Source organism: Planococcus notacanthi, from assembly GCF_030407825.1.
Taxonomy (GTDB): domain Bacteria; phylum Bacillota; class Bacilli; order Bacillales_A; family Planococcaceae; genus Planococcus; species Planococcus notacanthi.
Genome location: NZ_JASDCQ010000003.1, coordinates 339,012 through 356,138, shown reverse-complemented (window position 1 = coordinate 356,138; position 17,127 = coordinate 339,012). Strand labels below are relative to the sequence as shown.

General features: G+C 47.0%; 15 protein-coding genes and 1 other annotated feature. Of the genes, 1 reads left to right on the top strand and 14 read right to left on the bottom strand.

Annotated elements, in window-relative coordinates; all coding sequences use genetic code 11:
- Window positions 1–216: 216 nt before the first annotated feature.
- The 4 genes from QMA01_RS13055 to QMA01_RS13040 form a co-directional block, all read right to left on the bottom strand.
- Window positions 217–1,770 carry an FAD-dependent oxidoreductase gene (locus QMA01_RS13055; protein WP_290215168.1) on the bottom strand — a complete coding sequence of 518 codons (1,554 nt, stop codon included), beginning with the start codon at window positions 1,768–1,770 and terminating at the stop codon, window positions 217–219.
- Window positions 1,771–1,978: 208 nt separating this feature from the next.
- Entirely contained in the window at window positions 1,979–2,617 is a 639-nt protein-coding gene (locus tag QMA01_RS13050; protein WP_191715519.1) for an FMN-dependent NADH-azoreductase, read from the bottom strand.
- 109 nt (window positions 2,618–2,726) lie between these two features.
- Complete coding sequence (locus QMA01_RS13045) at window positions 2,727–3,437, bottom strand: DsbA family oxidoreductase (RefSeq protein WP_290215167.1); 711 nt, start codon at window positions 3,435–3,437, stop codon at window positions 2,727–2,729.
- Between the two features lie 387 nt (window positions 3,438–3,824).
- A complete protein-coding gene (locus QMA01_RS13040; RefSeq protein ID WP_290215166.1) occupies window positions 3,825–4,751 on the bottom strand; it encodes a manganese-dependent inorganic pyrophosphatase in 927 nt (308 codons plus the stop codon).
- 209 nt (window positions 4,752–4,960) lie between these two features.
- Between QMA01_RS13040 and QMA01_RS13035 the strand changes: the two genes are divergently transcribed.
- Entirely contained in the window at window positions 4,961–5,770 is an 810-nt protein-coding gene (locus tag QMA01_RS13035) for a GNAT family N-acetyltransferase (protein WP_290215165.1), read from the top strand.
- A 42-nt stretch (window positions 5,771–5,812) separates the two neighbouring features.
- On the opposite strand, the gene QMA01_RS13030 is transcribed toward QMA01_RS13035, so the two are convergent.
- The 10 genes from QMA01_RS13030 to QMA01_RS12980 form a co-directional block, all read right to left on the bottom strand.
- A complete protein-coding gene (locus tag QMA01_RS13030) occupies window positions 5,813–7,108 on the bottom strand; it encodes an arsenic transporter (protein WP_290186790.1) in 1,296 nt (431 codons plus the stop codon).
- A 191-nt stretch (window positions 7,109–7,299) separates the two neighbouring features.
- Window positions 7,300–7,821: a type 1 glutamine amidotransferase domain-containing protein gene (locus QMA01_RS13025; protein ID WP_290186792.1), complete on the bottom strand. Its 522-nt coding sequence runs from the start codon at window positions 7,819–7,821 to the stop codon at window positions 7,300–7,302.
- Between the two features lie 70 nt (window positions 7,822–7,891).
- A complete protein-coding gene (locus QMA01_RS13020) occupies window positions 7,892–8,482 on the bottom strand; it encodes a DNA-3-methyladenine glycosylase (RefSeq protein ID WP_290186793.1) in 591 nt (196 codons plus the stop codon).
- Window positions 8,483–8,502: 20 nt separating this feature from the next.
- Window positions 8,503–9,273, bottom strand: coding sequence for a tryptophan synthase subunit alpha (gene trpA / locus QMA01_RS13015; protein ID WP_290215164.1), 771 nt, complete (start codon window positions 9,271–9,273; stop codon window positions 8,503–8,505).
- The gene (gene trpB, locus QMA01_RS13010) at window positions 9,270–11,066 is read right to left on the bottom strand and encodes a tryptophan synthase subunit beta (protein ID WP_191715513.1); all 1,797 of its coding nucleotides are present in this window, start codon (window positions 11,064–11,066) and stop codon (window positions 9,270–9,272) included. The genes trpA and trpB overlap by 4 nt, the downstream gene beginning before the upstream one ends.
- Complete coding sequence (gene trpC / locus QMA01_RS13000; protein ID WP_290215163.1) at window positions 11,063–11,839, bottom strand: indole-3-glycerol phosphate synthase TrpC; 777 nt, start codon at window positions 11,837–11,839, stop codon at window positions 11,063–11,065. The genes trpB and trpC overlap by 4 nt, the downstream gene beginning before the upstream one ends.
- Window positions 11,836–12,828, bottom strand: coding sequence for an anthranilate phosphoribosyltransferase (gene trpD, locus QMA01_RS12995; protein WP_290215162.1), 993 nt, complete (start codon window positions 12,826–12,828; stop codon window positions 11,836–11,838). The genes trpC and trpD overlap by 4 nt, the downstream gene beginning before the upstream one ends.
- A gap of 62 nt (window positions 12,829–12,890) precedes the next feature.
- Window positions 12,891–13,126: a binding site (T-box leader), on the bottom strand.
- Between the two features lie 244 nt (window positions 13,127–13,370).
- Window positions 13,371–14,987, bottom strand: a complete 1,617-nt coding sequence (locus QMA01_RS12990; RefSeq protein WP_290186798.1) for a long-chain fatty acid--CoA ligase — start codon at window positions 14,985–14,987, stop codon at window positions 13,371–13,373.
- Window positions 14,984–15,967, bottom strand: a complete 984-nt coding sequence (locus tag QMA01_RS12985; protein ID WP_290215161.1) for a CaiB/BaiF CoA transferase family protein — start codon at window positions 15,965–15,967, stop codon at window positions 14,984–14,986. The genes QMA01_RS12990 and QMA01_RS12985 overlap by 4 nt, the downstream gene beginning before the upstream one ends.
- A complete protein-coding gene (locus QMA01_RS12980) occupies window positions 15,968–17,116 on the bottom strand; it encodes an acyl-CoA dehydrogenase family protein (protein WP_290186801.1) in 1,149 nt (382 codons plus the stop codon). It lies immediately after the preceding gene.
- Window positions 17,117–17,127 lie beyond the last annotated feature (11 nt).

Sequence of the window (17,127 nt, the reverse complement as noted above, 5' to 3'; positions counted from 1 at the left end):
CTGCCAAAGGTCCGCAGGACGCGGATCACGTAAGCGGTGCGACAGGAAGTCGCGCCTTTAGCTTACGTTCCTCTGTACAAGCGCTTACGCTTTTCAGTGTCTAGACTCCAGCGCCCAGCTCTTTGGGTCATAAGCCACTCTGCCTATGCGGCTGAAAACACGCCGCTTCGCCAGATCGTCTTATGCCCGGCAGAGCTAAACGGGCGCTTACGCTTTTCAGTATTCCTGTTCAATTTTCTTCAACGGTTTTACGGCCGGTCCGTTCAGCACATCCCCCGTATAAGAGAAGCGGGAACCGTGGCATGGGCAATCCCAGGACCGTTCTGCATCATTCCAATTTACTTCACAGCCCATATGGGTGCAAGTGGTATCAACAAGATGGACCTGGCCATATTCATCACGGTAGCCGCCTGCTTTCTTCTTGCCGACTTTAACAAGTGAACCTTCATCTTTGCCCAAATCATCCACTGTTTTGGAAGCTCTTTTCAGCTTGCCTTTCACCAATTCCTTCGCAACTGAGGCGTTGTCTTTCGCAAAGCTTGCAACATCCACCGCTTTCATTTTCGGGCGGGTCGGACTGAATACCGGTGCGTAGCGATTTTCTTTGCCTAAAATTTGATCAGTCAGCAGGATACCCGCCAGTGCGCCGTTCGACATCCCCCATTTATGGAAACCTGTAGCTACCAAGATGTTGTCATAGCCTGCAGTGATGGTTCCGATATATGGAATTTGGTCCAGTGTTGTCATGTCCTGTGCAGACCAGCGGTACGGAATCTCCTGGATGCCGAAATGCTCTTCTCCGAATTTCTCGAGATTGCGGTAATGTTCCATCGTTTCGCTGGAGCTTTTTCCAGTCGCATGGCCGTCGCCGCCGATCAACAACAGCTTCTCTCCGTTTTCACCCGGTGCATAGCGCAACGAACGGGAGGGCATATCGCCGCTGATGTACATATCGTTCGGTACATCTCCATTCACTTTGGCTGCGATGATATATGATCGATTGATCGATAAGCGGGAGAAATACATCCCATCAAAATCATTGAATGGGTAATGGGTAGCCACAATGACTTTATTGCACGATAAATGCGATAGATTTTCGGTTTGGATCACGGGATCGTTTTTGCTTAAAATTTTCACAGCACGGGTCTGTTCATAAATCTTGCCGCCCAGCCGCTCAATTTCCTTTACCAGCCCAGCAAGGAATTTCACCGGATGGAATTGCGCTTGTCCGCGCATGACCACTGCTTCTTTTACTTGGAATGGCAACTCAACTTCATCTTTCGCCAATTCTCCCTCGATGCCCAGCTTCCGATAAGTTTCGGCTTCTTTCTCTACCAATTTCGCTCCTACTGCCGTATTGGCATAAACAAATGCATTGTGATAGGAAAAATCGCAGTCGATATTGAGCTCTCTCGCTGTTTCTTCAATGAATTTCAGCCCGTCCATATTTGCCTCATAATAGAGCTTCGCCTGTTCTTCTCCCACCAGCTTGACCAGCGGGTAATAAAACAGGCCATGCTGCGCCGTAATTTTTGCCGTCGTATAACCCGTAACCCCGTCCACTAATTTCCCAGCATCAATCAACGTCACTTTTTTGCCGGCTTTCGCCAATAGGTAAGCGCTGATGATCCCAACCATGCCTCCGCCTACAACTGCAATATCTGTCGATTCATTTTCCTGTAAAGCGGGATAGCTCGGTATATCCTTGTATTCTCTCCAATACGACTTCTGCTCTTCTGGAACCCGACTCACGTTATCACCTTGTACCATGCCGTTCCTCCTTAAGAAAGCTTTTAGTAAATGTCTACCCCCATTGAAAAATCCTAATCAATATAATGGGAGAGCAGTGGAAATTTCCAGTTATTTGGACATACTGTCCGATTCGACTCATTTACTGTCCATTCCGGCATATTTACTGTCCAACCGCCTGTTAACGCAAAAAAGGACCACCCCTTAAGGGCAGTCCTTCATTTTAAAATTATGCGTTTACTTTTACTAATGAATTTGCAGCTTGCTCTACGCGTTTCATGCCGTCCGCAATGATTTCTTCAGCGCGGTCTGGGTACATGTTGTGTCCTTCAATGATCACTTCTTCAATGTCAGTGATGCCGAAGAAGTCCATGATCAAACGGATATAGTTAACGCTCATTTCAGCAGGAGCCATTTCTGGTGTTGAATAAACTCCGCCGCGCGCATTCAAGATGATGACTTTTTTCTCAGGAACTAGGCCAACCGGGCCTTCAGCTGTATATTTGAACGTAACGCCTGCACGGTAAACATAGTCGATGAACGTTTGCAAAGGCGCAGGAATTGTTTTATTCCATAATGGGAATGCGAAGACAACCACATCAGCATCCATGAATGCGTCCATTGCTTTGTTGGCAGCAGTCAGAATACGTTGCTCCAATTCAGTCATTTCTTCAGCTTGAGCTGATTTTTGCATTGCGTCAAAGAAGTCCTGACCGAAATAAGGCATATCTTCTTTAAATACGTCGAACGTATTGATGTCAAGATCAGAACCTGTTCCGATCGAATCCATGAATACTTCATACATTTTGCTTGAAACTCCTTCAGATGCAGGGCGGTTATTTGCTTTTACTACTAAAACGTTAGTCATCTAATGTAAAACTCCTTTTGTAATTATATTAAAATTATTTATCTCAAATTAAAAGCACTTTCTTATCATAAGAAAGAGCAGAGTAAAAGTCAATTACTCTGCCTCAAACTTAAACCCCTTCGCAGGAATCTCCCGTACAATAAGTGGTTTTCGCTTTACCCATCGGCTTAATTTTTGGGCGAATGCCTTCTTCTTCAGCAATCTGCTCCAAGGCTTCTACAAAGGCATCTAACGGCTGTGCACCGGAAAGCGCATATTTGCGGTTGACTACAAAAAACGGTACGCCTTGTACGCCGATTTGGCCAGCTTCCGCGATATCAAACTGAACTTGAGCCATGAATTGATCTGACTCCAGCACTTGCTTTGCTTCGTCTCGCGGCAATCCAATCGATTCTGTAATGCTCAATAAAATATCATGATTGCCAACATTTTTCGCTTCCACAAAATACTGGTGCATAAGCTGTTCAGTCAGTTCTGCATCCTTATTTTTGGTTTCAGCCCACTTCACCAAACGATGTGCAGCCAGTGTATTGGCTTCCATCATGTTATCGAAATCATATTCCAAACCAACTGAGCGGGCATGTTGTGCCACTCCCTTAGTCATTTCTTTTGCCTGTTCCACCGTCTGCCCCAATTTTTTCGCTAAACTGTCATAAGTTGAAACAGTCGAATCGATGGGTGTACTCGGGTCTAATTGGTAGGCCTTAAACGAAATCTCCGCTTGGCTTTCAAAACCTGATTGAACCAATGCCTTCTCCAAAGTTCGCTTGCCTATATAGCAGAATGGGCACACATAATCTGACCAAACTTCAATTTTCATATTATCCACCTCGCCATTAACTATAGCAACGAAAACAAAAGCGCTCAATTTTTTTGCCTGTGGAAAGAAAAGCGGAAGCAGCCGTTAAGCTCTGACATGCGCTGGAAGCCTTGCCGGTAATGTCGTTCTTCAGCCATTGCTGGCAAGGGTGAAGCGACTCGAGGAGCTGGCTGCTGAAGTCTGGACAAGAAGGAAAAGCTGAGGTGCCTGTCCTGAATCGACGGGCTTAAGGCAGATCGTCGAAGCGGCGCTTTTTGCCGCACAGACGGGATGACTTAAGACCCCGAGATTCAAGGCGCCGAAGGTAGACAATAAGAAATGCACAAGCACTCATCTTAACCCAAACGGAAATACCACCCCAAGAAAAAAACTGACTCCCATTGGGAATCAGCTTAATGCTTCTGTAATGACTGGAACGATTTGCTTTTTACGTGAAACTACGCCTGGCAACAATACACGGTTATCAACAACGCTCGATTTAAAGGCGCTTTCGATGATGCCGGATCTTTCGCCAAGGACGATGGCAACCGAATTGTTGTTAAGGATATCGGTAACAGCAAAGACAAAAAGATCAAGATCTTTAGCAGCGATGGTATTTGCCATCAGCACTTCAAGCTCTTTTTGGCGAATCATGACTTCTTCTACATCAATTGCATTGACTTGAGCGACTTCAAAACGGCGGTCGCCTGCTTCGAATTCTTTTGAATCCAATGAAATCAAGTCTTCCAATGTTTTATTGCTTAGATCAGCTCCGGCTTTCAACAGATCAAGGCCGTAGCTTTGTGCATCAACGCCTGCAATTTCTGCCAATTCGGCAGCAGCGTCAACATCCTGCTTCGTACAAGTCGGTGATTTGAAAAGCAGTGAATCCGAAATAATGGCTGACAGCATTAAGCCCGCAATATTCGGCGGTACTTCAATACCGTTTTCTTTAAATAACTTCAAGATGATGGTCGTTGTGCAGCCAACAGGTTCCGCGCGGAAATAAAGCGGGTCAGTGGTTTCGAAGTTCGCGATACGGTGATGGTCCACCACTTCGATCACTTGTACTTCATTGATGTCTTCAGCACTCTGCTGGCGTTCGTTATGATCCACCAGAATCACTTGTGATGCTTCTTTGGAAACCTGTGTCACCAATCGTGGATGATCAAACTTAAACGTTTCCAGTGCGAAAATTGTTTCGTTGTTCACTTCTCCTAAACGGATCGGTTCCGCAACCATGCCCATTTCATTTTTTAAGTACGCATATGAAATGGCCGAACAAATCGAATCAGTGTCCGGATTTTTGTGGCCCAATACTAAAACATTTGACATGAATAATAGCCTCCTGGAATTCTTAGTTTCTGTATTTATTCTACCATAAGACCGCTATTCAAATAAATCCAACTGGTAAAGAAAGAAAAATAGACCTAAAAGAGTATAAGTTTATAGAATTATCTGTATTTTAAAAATTCATTATGTACTTTAGCATATGCGAATGGTATAATATGACTAACTAATTCAAAGTTAGGTGGAAGGAAGAGATGCCTGTGACCATTTTACTGGAAAAGAAATACATTCCTCTGGCCGATTATTTCTCCGGAGCGACGAATGCCTCAATAAGATTAACCTTTTCTGAGATTGAACAGATTATGGGGCAGAATTTGCCCAATGCTGCCTACCTGAATAAAAGCTGGTGGAAAAAAACAAAACCACCTGCCAAGCATTTTCACGCTTGGGTAGATGCCGGCTATTTTGTAAGCGATGTGGAACCTGACCGTTTCGTTGTATTCGAAAGAGCCAATCTTTCAAATGGAAAAGGTTCCAATAAAGACGATGAGGACCAGGACATTCTTCTTATCCGCACAGCAGAGCATGGAGATGCACGTTCTCTGGCCGCTTTGCAAAAGACAGTGGAATCTGAGTCTGATTATATGCTGTACGCAAAAGATGAGCGGACGCAATCCACACAAAAAGTCCGTAAGCAAATCATCGAGTGGAAACAAAGCGGACACTCCACCATCATCATCGCTATTTTAAATGGCCAGCATGTCGGCTTTTTAATGGTGATGGGGAATGATGCAAAACGTGCTGCGCATCGTGCTTTTATCGACCTCGGCCTGCAAAAAGATGCGCAAGGCAAAGGCATCGCAAAATCGCTTCTTGAAAAAGCAGAAGAATGGTCCAAGGAAAAAGGCATCACCCGACTGGAAGTGACCGTTGTCGAAGAAAATGAACCTGCACGCAAATTGTATGAAAATGCCGGTTTTGAATCTGAAGGCATCCGCCAAAAATCAATGATGATCGACGGAAAACCACATAACGAAATCTATTTAGCAAAATTTCTAGACTAGCAAAAAGGAGCTCGCCTGCGGCAAGCTCCTTTTTTCGTTGTTTTAATTTAAAATGTTGAGCCACAAATACAAGCCCGTCAATGTGATGAACAAAGTTGGTATCGTCAGGATAATTCCAATTTTGAAGTAATAGCCCCATGTGATTTTCACACCTTTTGTTTTCAGCACATGCAGCCATAATAGAGTTGCCAATGAACCGATTGGCGTAATTTTCGGGCCTAGGTCCGACCCGATGACGTTGGCATAAATCAACGCTTCCCTCACGACTCCCGTCGTATCGGTTTCAGCTATGGCAAGTGCATCGATCATGACTGTCGGCATATTGTTCATGACCGACGAAAGAATAGCTGCGATAAAGCCCATACCAATGGTGGCTGCATACAACCCATGGCTCGCTGTCCATTCGATGGCCGTCGCGAGCACCGATGTCAGCCCAACATTTCTCAGGCCATAAACGACAACATACATACCGATCGAGAAAAAGACGATGGCCCAAGGCGCTCCTTTTAAAACGGTCATCGTTTCAACCGATTTGCTTCTCCGTGCAATCGCCAGGAAAATGATGGCTACCGCTCCGGCAATCAAGGAAACCGGGATATTCAAAGCTTCACTGCTGAAATAGCCGATCAGCAAAATCACCAGCACCACCCATGACAAACGGAAAATCTTGATATCCTTTATTGCTGAAGCCGGGGTTTTCAAAACACTATCATCAAAATGCTTTGGAATGTCTTTTCGGAAATACAGATACAGCACAAGCATACTTGCAGCGATGCTGAACAAGTTCGGCACAGCCATCCGGATGGCGTATTCAGTAAATCCGATGCCAAAGAAGTCTGCAGAGACGATATTGACCAAGTTGCTTACGACAAAAGGCAGAGACGCCGTATCGGCGATAAATCCACAAGCCATGATAAACGGTAAAATCATGGCATCTTTGAATTTCAAAGCCCGAACCATCGCCAGCACAATTGGGGTTAAAATCAATGCGGCACCGTCATTTGCAAACAAAGCGGCAACGACCGCGCCTAACATGATGACGAGAAAGAACATCCGCAAGCCACTGCCTTTGGCAAAACGCGCCATATGTAAAGCTGCCCATTCAAAAAATCCAATTTCATCAAGAATCAATGAAATGATGATCAAGGCGACAAACGTCAACGTCGCGTTCCAGACAATGCCGGTCACATCCCAGACATCACCGAAATCTACCACGCCAAATAACAGCGCCACAACAGCCCCCGCAATTGCCGACCAGCCGATTGACAAGCCTCTAGGCTGCCAAATAACAAATATCAATGTCACAATAAATATAAAACTCGCTAACCAAACATCCACGTGCTATACAACTCCCTGCTTATCATTCTCTTTTATTCCTGCTGCAATCATTTCATTATATAAGTAAATGCTTATGTATTCAAGAGGGAAATTGTAACTACCGGTATAACGTTTTCGCTCTCTTCCATTTCATTTTACTTTTATCCATAAAAAACCGGACCAGCAACGCTGATCCGGTTTCCATTTTCTTATTAAGCCAATTGTTCCAGCAGACGAAGTGATTCGCGATTGAATGCCGGCAAGTCATCCGGTTGGCGGCTCGTCACCAATTGGTCCTGGCATACTGCCACTTCTTCATCGACTACTGTAGCTCCTGCATATTCCATATCAACTTGAATCGATTTATACCCTGTTGCTTTGCGGCCTTCTAACGCTTTGGCCGTAATCAATAATTGCGGGCCATGACAAATCGCAAAGACCGGTTTTTTCGCATCCATGAATGCTTTTGTAAATTTAACAAAACGGTCATCTGCACGCAGCTGATCCGGTGAAAATCCGCCCGGCAGGAACAGTGCATCGTAATCGTCCGGGCTGACATCGTCAATTCCCTTGTCGATTGCAACAACCGCCTCACCCTGTTTGCCTGTCACTTCTTTGCCCGCTTCTTTTTCAATGGTGAAAACTTCGTGACCTGCGTCATTGAATGCTTTCGACGGATCTGTATATTCTACATCTTCGAACATATCTGTAATTAACGTTGCAATTTTAGCCACTATCTTCCACTCCTTCTGTTTTAATCATTCTTTCTCAGTATTCCACGAAAGAAGGAAATTAAACACAGAACTAACGAAATTTCGAGACAAACGGATTGTCTTGTTCCCAGAAACGATAAGGGTAATGGACAGCTTCCAGTGAATTTCCGATGCCGACACGCGGCCCGACTGCGACTGCATGGACCGGATTTCCTTGTGCAATGTAAAGCGGCTTTTCTGTAAAGTGATGGCCGTAATAATCCATTGTAATGCCCAGCGCTTTGGTCAGCTTTCCGGGTCCGCTGGTCCATTGCTTGATCGGCATATGTTTTCCGCGCAGTTCTGCCATCAAGTCAATGCCCTCGACCGGTTCGACTGCACGAATCAAAATTGCCCGCGGGGTATCTTCCGGCCCGCTGACGACATTGATCAATGTATGGGTATGCATTTGATAGGTATAAACAAGGCCAGGTTTTCCGAACATGATTTCTGTTCGTTTCGTGCGCCGATTGCCGAAGCTATGGGCAGCGCGATCTTCCGCTCCCATATAGGCTTCCGTTTCGACGATGCGTCCCGCCACGAGGCCTTCCGGCAATTCATGGACCAAAATCTGGCCAAGCAAATTACGGGACAGTTCCAAAGTGGGAGCATGAAAGAAATCAGCAGCAAGTGGTGTAAACATAAAATCCCCTCCTATCGGTATTATACCGAATGGGCGGCAGTCACTGCATGGATAAGCGGTTCGATTTCTTCAATTCTATTGTCATTGAAAGCTTCGACAATGGCACTTCCCACAATAAAGCCATCCACGTCATCACGCAGCAAGTCGACATGGCTGCTTTTCGAAATACCGAAACCGGCATAGACCGGAACCGGGCTTTTCTCCCGGACTTTCCGCATGAACGCTTTGACTTCTTCGGACATTTCATCACGCGACCCTGTAATGCCTTTAACCGTCACTGCATAAACAAAACCTTCCGCTTCGCTGAGAATATCGTTCAAACGAACATCGGTCGTCGTCAAAGTCACCAACTGAATCAGCTTGATGCCCTCTTTATCCACGTAAGGCTGTACCAGCTGTTTATGTTCGAAAGGAAGATCCGGAATAATCACGCCTGAGACTCCAGCCTTGCCGCATTCAGTAGCGAAACGTTCCACACCGAATCTCAGCACCGGGTTCAAATAGGTCATGACCAATAACGGGATTTCAACCTGAAAAGTCCAGCTTTGCAGTTCTTCCAATACTTTCTGAAGGGTGACCCCTTGTTTCAAGGCACGGTTTCCCGCCGCTTCTATCGTCGGGCCGTCCGCTACCGGATCCGAAAAAGGGATACCGATTTCAATGGCCGTCACGCCTGATTTCTGCAAATACTGCACTTGTTCCTTCAAACGGCCGAGACCGCCATCTCCCGCCATGATATAAGCGACAAATGCTTTATTCCCTGAACTTTTCAGCTGTTCCAGTCTATTCATGACAGTCCCTCCAATTTTTCAGCGTACGTAGCCATATCTTTATCGCCGCGCCCTGATACGCAAATGACCATAATCTGATCGGCAGTCATCGCCTTCGCCTGCTTTTCGGCCTCCGCAATCGCATGAGCCGATTCAAGTGCAGGAATGATCCCTTCAAGGCGGGACATGCTGATGACCGCAGCCAACGCTTCTTCATCGGTAATCGCGCGGTATTCAACACGGCCTATGTCTGCCAAATGCGCATGTTCTGGACCAATTCCCGGATAATCAAGCCCAGCAGAAATCGAATGCGCTTCCTGCACCTGGCCGGCATCGTCCTGCAATAATTTCATCAATGCGCCATGAAGCACGCCTTCGGTTCCTTTGGTCAACGTTGCAGCATGCTTTTCTGTATCCACACCTTCACCTGCAGCCTCAACACCGATCAACTGGACATCTTTGTCTTGAATGAACGGATAAAACATGCCGATGGCGTTGCTGCCCCCGCCGACACATGCCAGGATGGCATCAGGCAGTCGGCCCTCTTTATCAAGAATCTGCCGTTTGGTTTCTTCGCCGATGACACTTTGGAAATCGCGAACCATCGTCGGAAATGGGTGCGGCCCAAGAGCCGAACCGATCAAATAATGAGTATCTTCTACATTGGCAACCCAGTAGCGCAAAGCTTCATTGACAGCATCTTTCAACGTCGCACTGCCTTTGGTGACACTCTCAACACGGGCACCTAATAATTTCATGCGGAAGACATTCAATTGTTGGCGTTTAATGTCTTCTTCCCCCATGAAAATGACGCATTCCAAATCAAAAAGTGCACAAATGGTTGCAGTCGCCACACCATGTTGTCCTGCTCCTGTTTCCGCCACGATTTTGCGTTTGCCCATGCGCATAGCAAGCAGCGCCTGTCCAATCGCGTTATTCACTTTGTGGGCGCCGGTGTGGTTCAAGTCTTCGCGCTTCAAATAGATTTTCGGACCGCCCAATGCTTCAGTCATCCGTTTCGCGAATGTCAACGGCTGTTCACGTCCCACATATTCAGACAAATAGTGATGGTATTCTTTTTGGAATTCAGGATCTTCTTTTACTTCGTTGTAAGCATCCTCCAATTCCTTAACTGCTTTCATCAAGGTTTCCGGCACAAATTGCCCACCATATTTACCGAAAAATCCTGTTTTTTCTATTGTCTGTTCCATCGAATCATCCTTTACTTGTTTAATGAATTCCTGTATTTTCGAAGAGTCTTTGCGTCCCTCGGTTTCAACTCCACTAGAAACGTCCACCATATAAGGAGCCGTTTGGCCGATTGCCGCATGGACGTTTTCGGGATTCAAGCCTCCCGCCACAATCAGGCGGGATGAGTCGATATCGGCTCCGTCCAATAAAGTCCAATCAAAGACATTGCCGCTGCCTCCACGGTAATCGGTACCCGGTGCATCCACCAGTACATAATCTGCCCGTGATTTTTTCAATTGGTCGACGTCTTCTTTTGTGCGGATCGAGAAAGCTTGTATGACGGGTACGCGAATCGCCTCGACCAATTCGTCCGGCTCATCCCCGTGCAGCTGAACCATCGTCAACGGAACGCCAGCTATTGTATCTTCAATTTCTTCTAAAGAAGCGTTGACGAAGACACCGATTTTATCTGTATCTGCTGGAATGTGCTTAGCCAATTGCGCGGCTTGCTCAATTGTCACCTGCCGTTTGCTTGGGGCAAAGACGAATCCGATTGCATCAGCCCGCTTCGCTGCTTGGACATGCTGTTCTTCTTTCAAACCACAGATTTTCACTTTGGTCACTTGACTGCCTCCTCACTGGTTGCTTGACGGATCCAGTTGCCGGGATCTTCAGACCGCATCAACGCTTCGCCCACTAAAATTCCGGAAGCTCCGTTCGCATAGGCAAATTTCGCATCTTCTCTTGTGTGCATCCCACTTTCACTGATGAGTACGCGTTCGCCGTCAAAGGGGAACTTCTCCGCCAATCGAGCGGTCCGTTCGATCGATACTTCGAAAGTTTTCAAATCACGGTTATTGATGCCGATCAATTTGGCATCCAGCTCCAATGCCGCCTGCAGCTCTTCTTCATCGTGAACTTCCACTAAAACCTCGAGCCCTTTAGAGAGCGCGTATCGGTAAAGATGTTGCAGCTGCTGCTTTTCCAACGCTGCGACAATCAACAGAATAATGGTGCCCCCTGCTTGTTGAGCCCGGTCAATCTGAATTTCACTGACCATGAAATCTTTGCACAAGACTGGAATGGACACCGCTTGCGCCACTTCGCGCAAGTCATCGATCGATCCCTTAAAATAAGTTTCATCGGTCAGCACTGAAATTGCAGCTGCGCCTGCTTTTTCGTATTTTTTTGCTTGTGCTACGATATCCACTTCGGTCTGAATATCACCTTTGGAAGGAGAAGCACGTTTGATTTCCGAAATGACGCCATTCTTTTCCTGAAGGCGCTGAAGCAACTTCGTTTTTTCGGGAAAAACAGCAGCACTTTGTCCGATTGGTTGATATGTTTTTATTTCTTCATATTTGGTTGCAATGATTTTATCCAGTATCGTCGTCATACCAACACCCCCGCCGCTAAGCGATGCAAGTCAAAGACCCGTGCAGTTTCGCCTGCTTGCAGCGAAGCCTTCGCTTGCTGAACGCCTTCTTTCACCGTTTCAGCCTTGCCGCTGACATACAGAACCGTACCTGCATTCAATGCCACTGTATCCAGATAAGGGCTGTCATTTCCAGACAGTACATCCATAAAGATTTCTGCATTGCGCTCCGGATCGCCTCCACGAATCGCTTCAATTGAAGCAACTTCCAAACCGACTTCATTTGGATGGATGGTCATTTTCCGCTTGCCGTTCTCGTCGAAGATGATCAATTCATTGGTTCCTGCAAGCGATAATTCATCCAGTCCGCCGGCCCCATGAACCAGTGCGCCTTTCTTTCGGCCTAACCGGATCAAAGCATCCGCCATCGGTTCCAGCATATCGCGGCGGTAGACGCCGGTCATTTGAACGGTAATCGGCAGCGGATTCGCCAATGGCCCCACCAAATTGAAAATAGTCGGAGTCCCGATCTCTTTACGGATTTGGCGCATTCCTCCGAGTGCCGGATGGATGGCCGGGGCGAATAAAAGCGCTATCCCTGTCTGATCAAGCATCATTGGGATCGATTCGATGTCCGATTCGGTGGAAATGCCAAGCGCCTCCAATACATCCGAACTGCCGGTTTTGCTCGAAACACTGCGATTTCCATGCTTCGCTACTGTCAACCCACAACCTGCCAGCACAAAAGCGGTCAACGTACTGATATTGAAACTGTATGAGCGGTCACCACCTGTACCACAAACATCAACCAGTTCCCCTTCTACCATTGGCAGCTCTACCGCTTTTTCGCGCATCGCTTTGACTAAGCCCACCAATTCATCTGCTGTTTCACCTTTTTCATGCAAACCTGTTAAAAATGCTTTTACCCGTTGCTCATCTATAGTGCCGTTCAAAATTTCCAATGATTTTTCGTACATTGTTTGCTCGCTCATATTCTCTACTCTGCTCATGCTAATCTCTCCTCGTCTCGTTTTTAAATACAAAAATCCCCGCAATCAGATAGCTATCTGATTGCGGGGACGGGTTGAAACCGCGGTACCACCACGCATTAATGCAATAAATTTCTGCACTCACTTAAACAGGCTCTTCGCCTTTCCCTTTAACGCAGGGCTTACGTCTCCCTTACTCGCTTCCGCTTTCAGGCCAGCTCTCCTAAGTCCATTCGCGCAGATCACCCAATCAGCTCCCACCAGCCGCTGACTCTCTAAATGGATTTCCCTGCCTACTCGTCTCAATCCTCGATTTATACACTCTTCTATTCTCGTCTTCTCTGGGCTCTTCTCTCAAAAGGACTTGCTTCTCGTACAACAAGTTGACCCTTATGTTAAAAGGTTTTGTATATTCTGTCAAGTAAAAGAAATGCGTAGGCACCATACCACTTTAACCGATACAAGAAAGACCAGCAAAGTAGTTCTATTTTCCATCAAAACGGATAAAAAAAAAGCGCAGGTGCCCAAAGTTTTCTGGGCACTTGCGCTCAAATCAATAAAAATTACTGGTAATAGCCGTTCAATTCTTTTCTTAAAGCCGCTTTGAGGAATTTTCCGACTGATGTTTTCGGCACTTCCTTCAAGAAGACCACATCGTCCGGTACCCACCATTTGGCGAATTGGCTCTCCAGATAGGCCAGCAATTCCGATTTCGTCGCCTCGTCTTCCGCGTAGCCTTCTTTCAGCACCACACAAGCAAGTGGGCGTTCCATCCATTTCTCATGAGGAACGGCGACCACAGCTGCTTCAAAGACTGCATCATGGGTCATCAAGGAATTTTCCAAATCGACAGAGGAGATCCATTCTCCGCCACTCTTAATCAGGTCTTTCGTGCGGTCTGTCAGCTTGATGTAGCCATCCGGCTCGATCACAGCAATGTCACCCGTATAAAGCCAACCATCCTTGAACGCATCTGTGGTCCGTTCGTCTTTATAGTATTCATCAGCGATCCATGCGCCTTTGACATTCAGCTCACCCATCGTTTCACCATCCCATGGAGCCTCGCCGTTTTCGTTGACGATCCGCACTTCCAGTCCCGGCATCGGCAAGCCGGCCATGGAGCGGCGCTCGATGCGCTCGTCCATCGTCAGATCAGCCATAGCTGAAGTTGTGACGGCCAGACTGACAAGCGGCGATGTTTCCGTCATGCCGTATCCTGTTACGAAAGGCACATGGTATTTCTCTTCAAACGCCCGGATCAACCCTTTTGGTGAAGCGGATCCCCCACAGATGATCATCCGCAGCGTATCAATATTTCGCGGATTGGCTTCCAATTCCTTCAAAACACCCATCCAGATCGTCGGAACGCCGGCAGTCAACGTCACTTTCTCCGATTCAATCAAATCCAGCAGCATCCCTGGAGCAAATCCAGGCCCCGGCAATACTTGCGTCGTCCCGAACAAAACACAAGCAAACGGCAAGCCCCATGCATTGGCATGGAACATCGGCACAATCGATAAGGCAATGTCACGTTCTGACAAGCCCATAGCATCATTCATACCCAACGCATAGCTGTGGAGCACCAATCCTCTATGCGTATAGACCACGCCTTTTGGATTGCCGGTCGTTGCCGACGTGTAGCACATGCCAGCGGGTGTATTTTCATCCAGATCTTCCGGGAATTCAAAGCTGCCGTCTTCAGCAGCCAACAACTCTTCATAGGAATAGACGTTTTCAAGTGCCGTTTCCGGCAAATCGTTGCCATCTTTCATGACGACAAAATGTTTAACTGTTTTCAACATCGGCGCCAATTTTTCAATCAATGGGAATAAATCATGGTCAACCAGCAGAATTTCATCTTCCGCATGGTTGATGACATAGGCGATGTGTTCCGGAGACAAGCGAATATTGATCATGTGCAGAATCGCGCCGGCACCCGGCACGCCAAAATACAATTCCAAGTGACGATGATGGTTCCAGGCAAAACTTCCAACTTTCGTGCCCCGCTCCATCCCCATTTTCGTTAGAGCAGCAGCCAATTTTCGAGTCCGCACAGCAAACTCCTTATAAGGAATGCGATGGACCTTGTTTTCTCCAGTCCGTGAAATGATCAGTTTTTCCGGAAAGTAACGCTCTGCTCTTTTTACGAAAGCTGATAATAATAATGGCGAATCCATCATGTCACATCCGACTCCTTTTTCGCTCTATTTTTTTCGATGAAAAACGGGTGCTCATGCCGTTCATGCGCTTTTAATACAGGCGCCAGGCAGGCATCCACCTGCAAGGATATTTGGTACCATTCCAGCCAGTCTTTCGATTTGAAAAACTCCGTTATTTCTCGGTGTTCGGGGCTATCCAGTGGTTTCTCTGCCCACTCAAGCCATTCTGGCCGTTGGGCAAACTCACAGAACGCCCGCCAGAATTTGTCTTCCAGCGCGCCTAACGTCATATAACGGCTATCCTTTGTTTCATAAATAGCATAGCTGACACGTGCGCCGCCGATTTCAGGTACTCCTTTTTCTGAAATGCCCGCTTCATGGTAGACATCATGGTTGCCAAGAAATTCCGCCATTACTTCCACAAGGGCGATATCCAAATACTGTCCCTCGCCGGTCCTGAATTTCTTCAACAATGCCGCAATCAGCTGTTCAGACGCCAATAGGCCTCCAGTAAAATCAGCAAAAGTATTGGTCGGATGGACCGGTTTTCCGGAAGCATCCGCCAATTGATCCAAGGCACCGGATAAAGCCATATAGTTCAGATCATGGCTGCCAAGGCTTGCCATTTCACCGGTTTGCCCGTACCCCGATAAAGAGCAATAAACCAAATCCGGTTTAACCGCTTTCAAACTGTCATAATCCAAGCCTAATTTTTTCATGACGCCCGGCCGGAATGTTTCAATGAGCGCGTCCGCACTTTTCACCAAATCCAACATCTCTAAACGCCCTTCAGGTGATTTCAAGTCGATATGGACAATTTTCTTCCCCCGGTTATTGGCCCGATGGACATGGCCGCCGCTCATATAGCGAGCAGGGTCACCGGCAGGCGGCTCCACTTTGATGACTTCCGCTCCCAATTCAGCGAGCCGCATGCTGGCATACGGTCCCGGAACATAATAAGTGACATCCAGTACGCGAACGCCTTTCAACGCATCCTTCATTTAGAGCCCCATCCGTTTGGCGATGATGGTTTTCATGATTTCATTGGAACCCGCATAAATCGCGGCTACCGGAATGTCACGGTAGCGCCGGGCAATTTTGTATTCTTCCATATATCCATATCCCCCATGCAATTGCATGCATTCTCCGGAAATCCTTTTCGCCGTATCGGTCAGCCAAAATTTCGCCATCGATACTTTGGAGACGATGTCTTTGCCAGCCATATGGTCTTCAATGAGCGACTCCAAAAACGAATGGCCCAATTCGATTTCCGTCGCCATTTCCACCAACTTGAATTGGGAATTCTGGAACGAGCCGATCGGTTTGCCAAAGGCTTTTCTTGATTTCACGTAATCCAAGGTCATTTCCAGCATATCTTCTGAAGCCACTTGAGCTGCCATGGCAACCACCAGGCGTTCTTGCTGCAGTTTTTCCATCAGGTAAGTAAAGCCTTTGTTTTCTTCGCCGATCAAATTTGCTGCAGGAACTATGCAGTCTTCAAAGTACAGCTCGGATGTATCCTGTGCATGGAGGCCGACCTTGTCGAGCTTGCGCCCTTTTGTAAAGCCTGGCGTTCCTTCTTCCACCATCAGCAACGAAATTCCGCGATGCTTCGGTTCTGCTTTTGGATCGGTTTTCACCACCACTAAAACCAACGTCGAATTGATGCCGTTGGTGATGAAGGTCTTCTGGCCATTGACTATGTAATTGTCGCCATCCCGAACGGCAGTGGTTGATATATTAGCCAGGTCAGATCCAGCTCCCGGCTCTGTCATGGCAATCGCTGTAATGTGATCGCCAGAAACACAGCCTGGCAGCCAGCGCTGTTTCTGTTCTTCGTTTCCATAGGCTTCAATGTAAGGAACCGTAATGTCATTATGGAGCCCAACACCTGTCAAACTGGCGCCCACCCGCTCCATTTCTTCTCCAATTACGACCGCATAACGAAAATCCAGGCCAAGCCCGCCGTATTGCTCTTCTACTTGAGGACTTAAAAAGCCCATTTCTCCAAGCTTTTTCCAAAATGACTTTGGAATGAGGCGATCTTTTTCCCACTGTTCATACTTTGGGATTGCTTCTTTCTCCAAAAACTTCCGCAACGACTTGCGGAACATGACGTGCTCTTCTTCTTCAAAACGGTATTTCCCCATTTTTTCGTCCC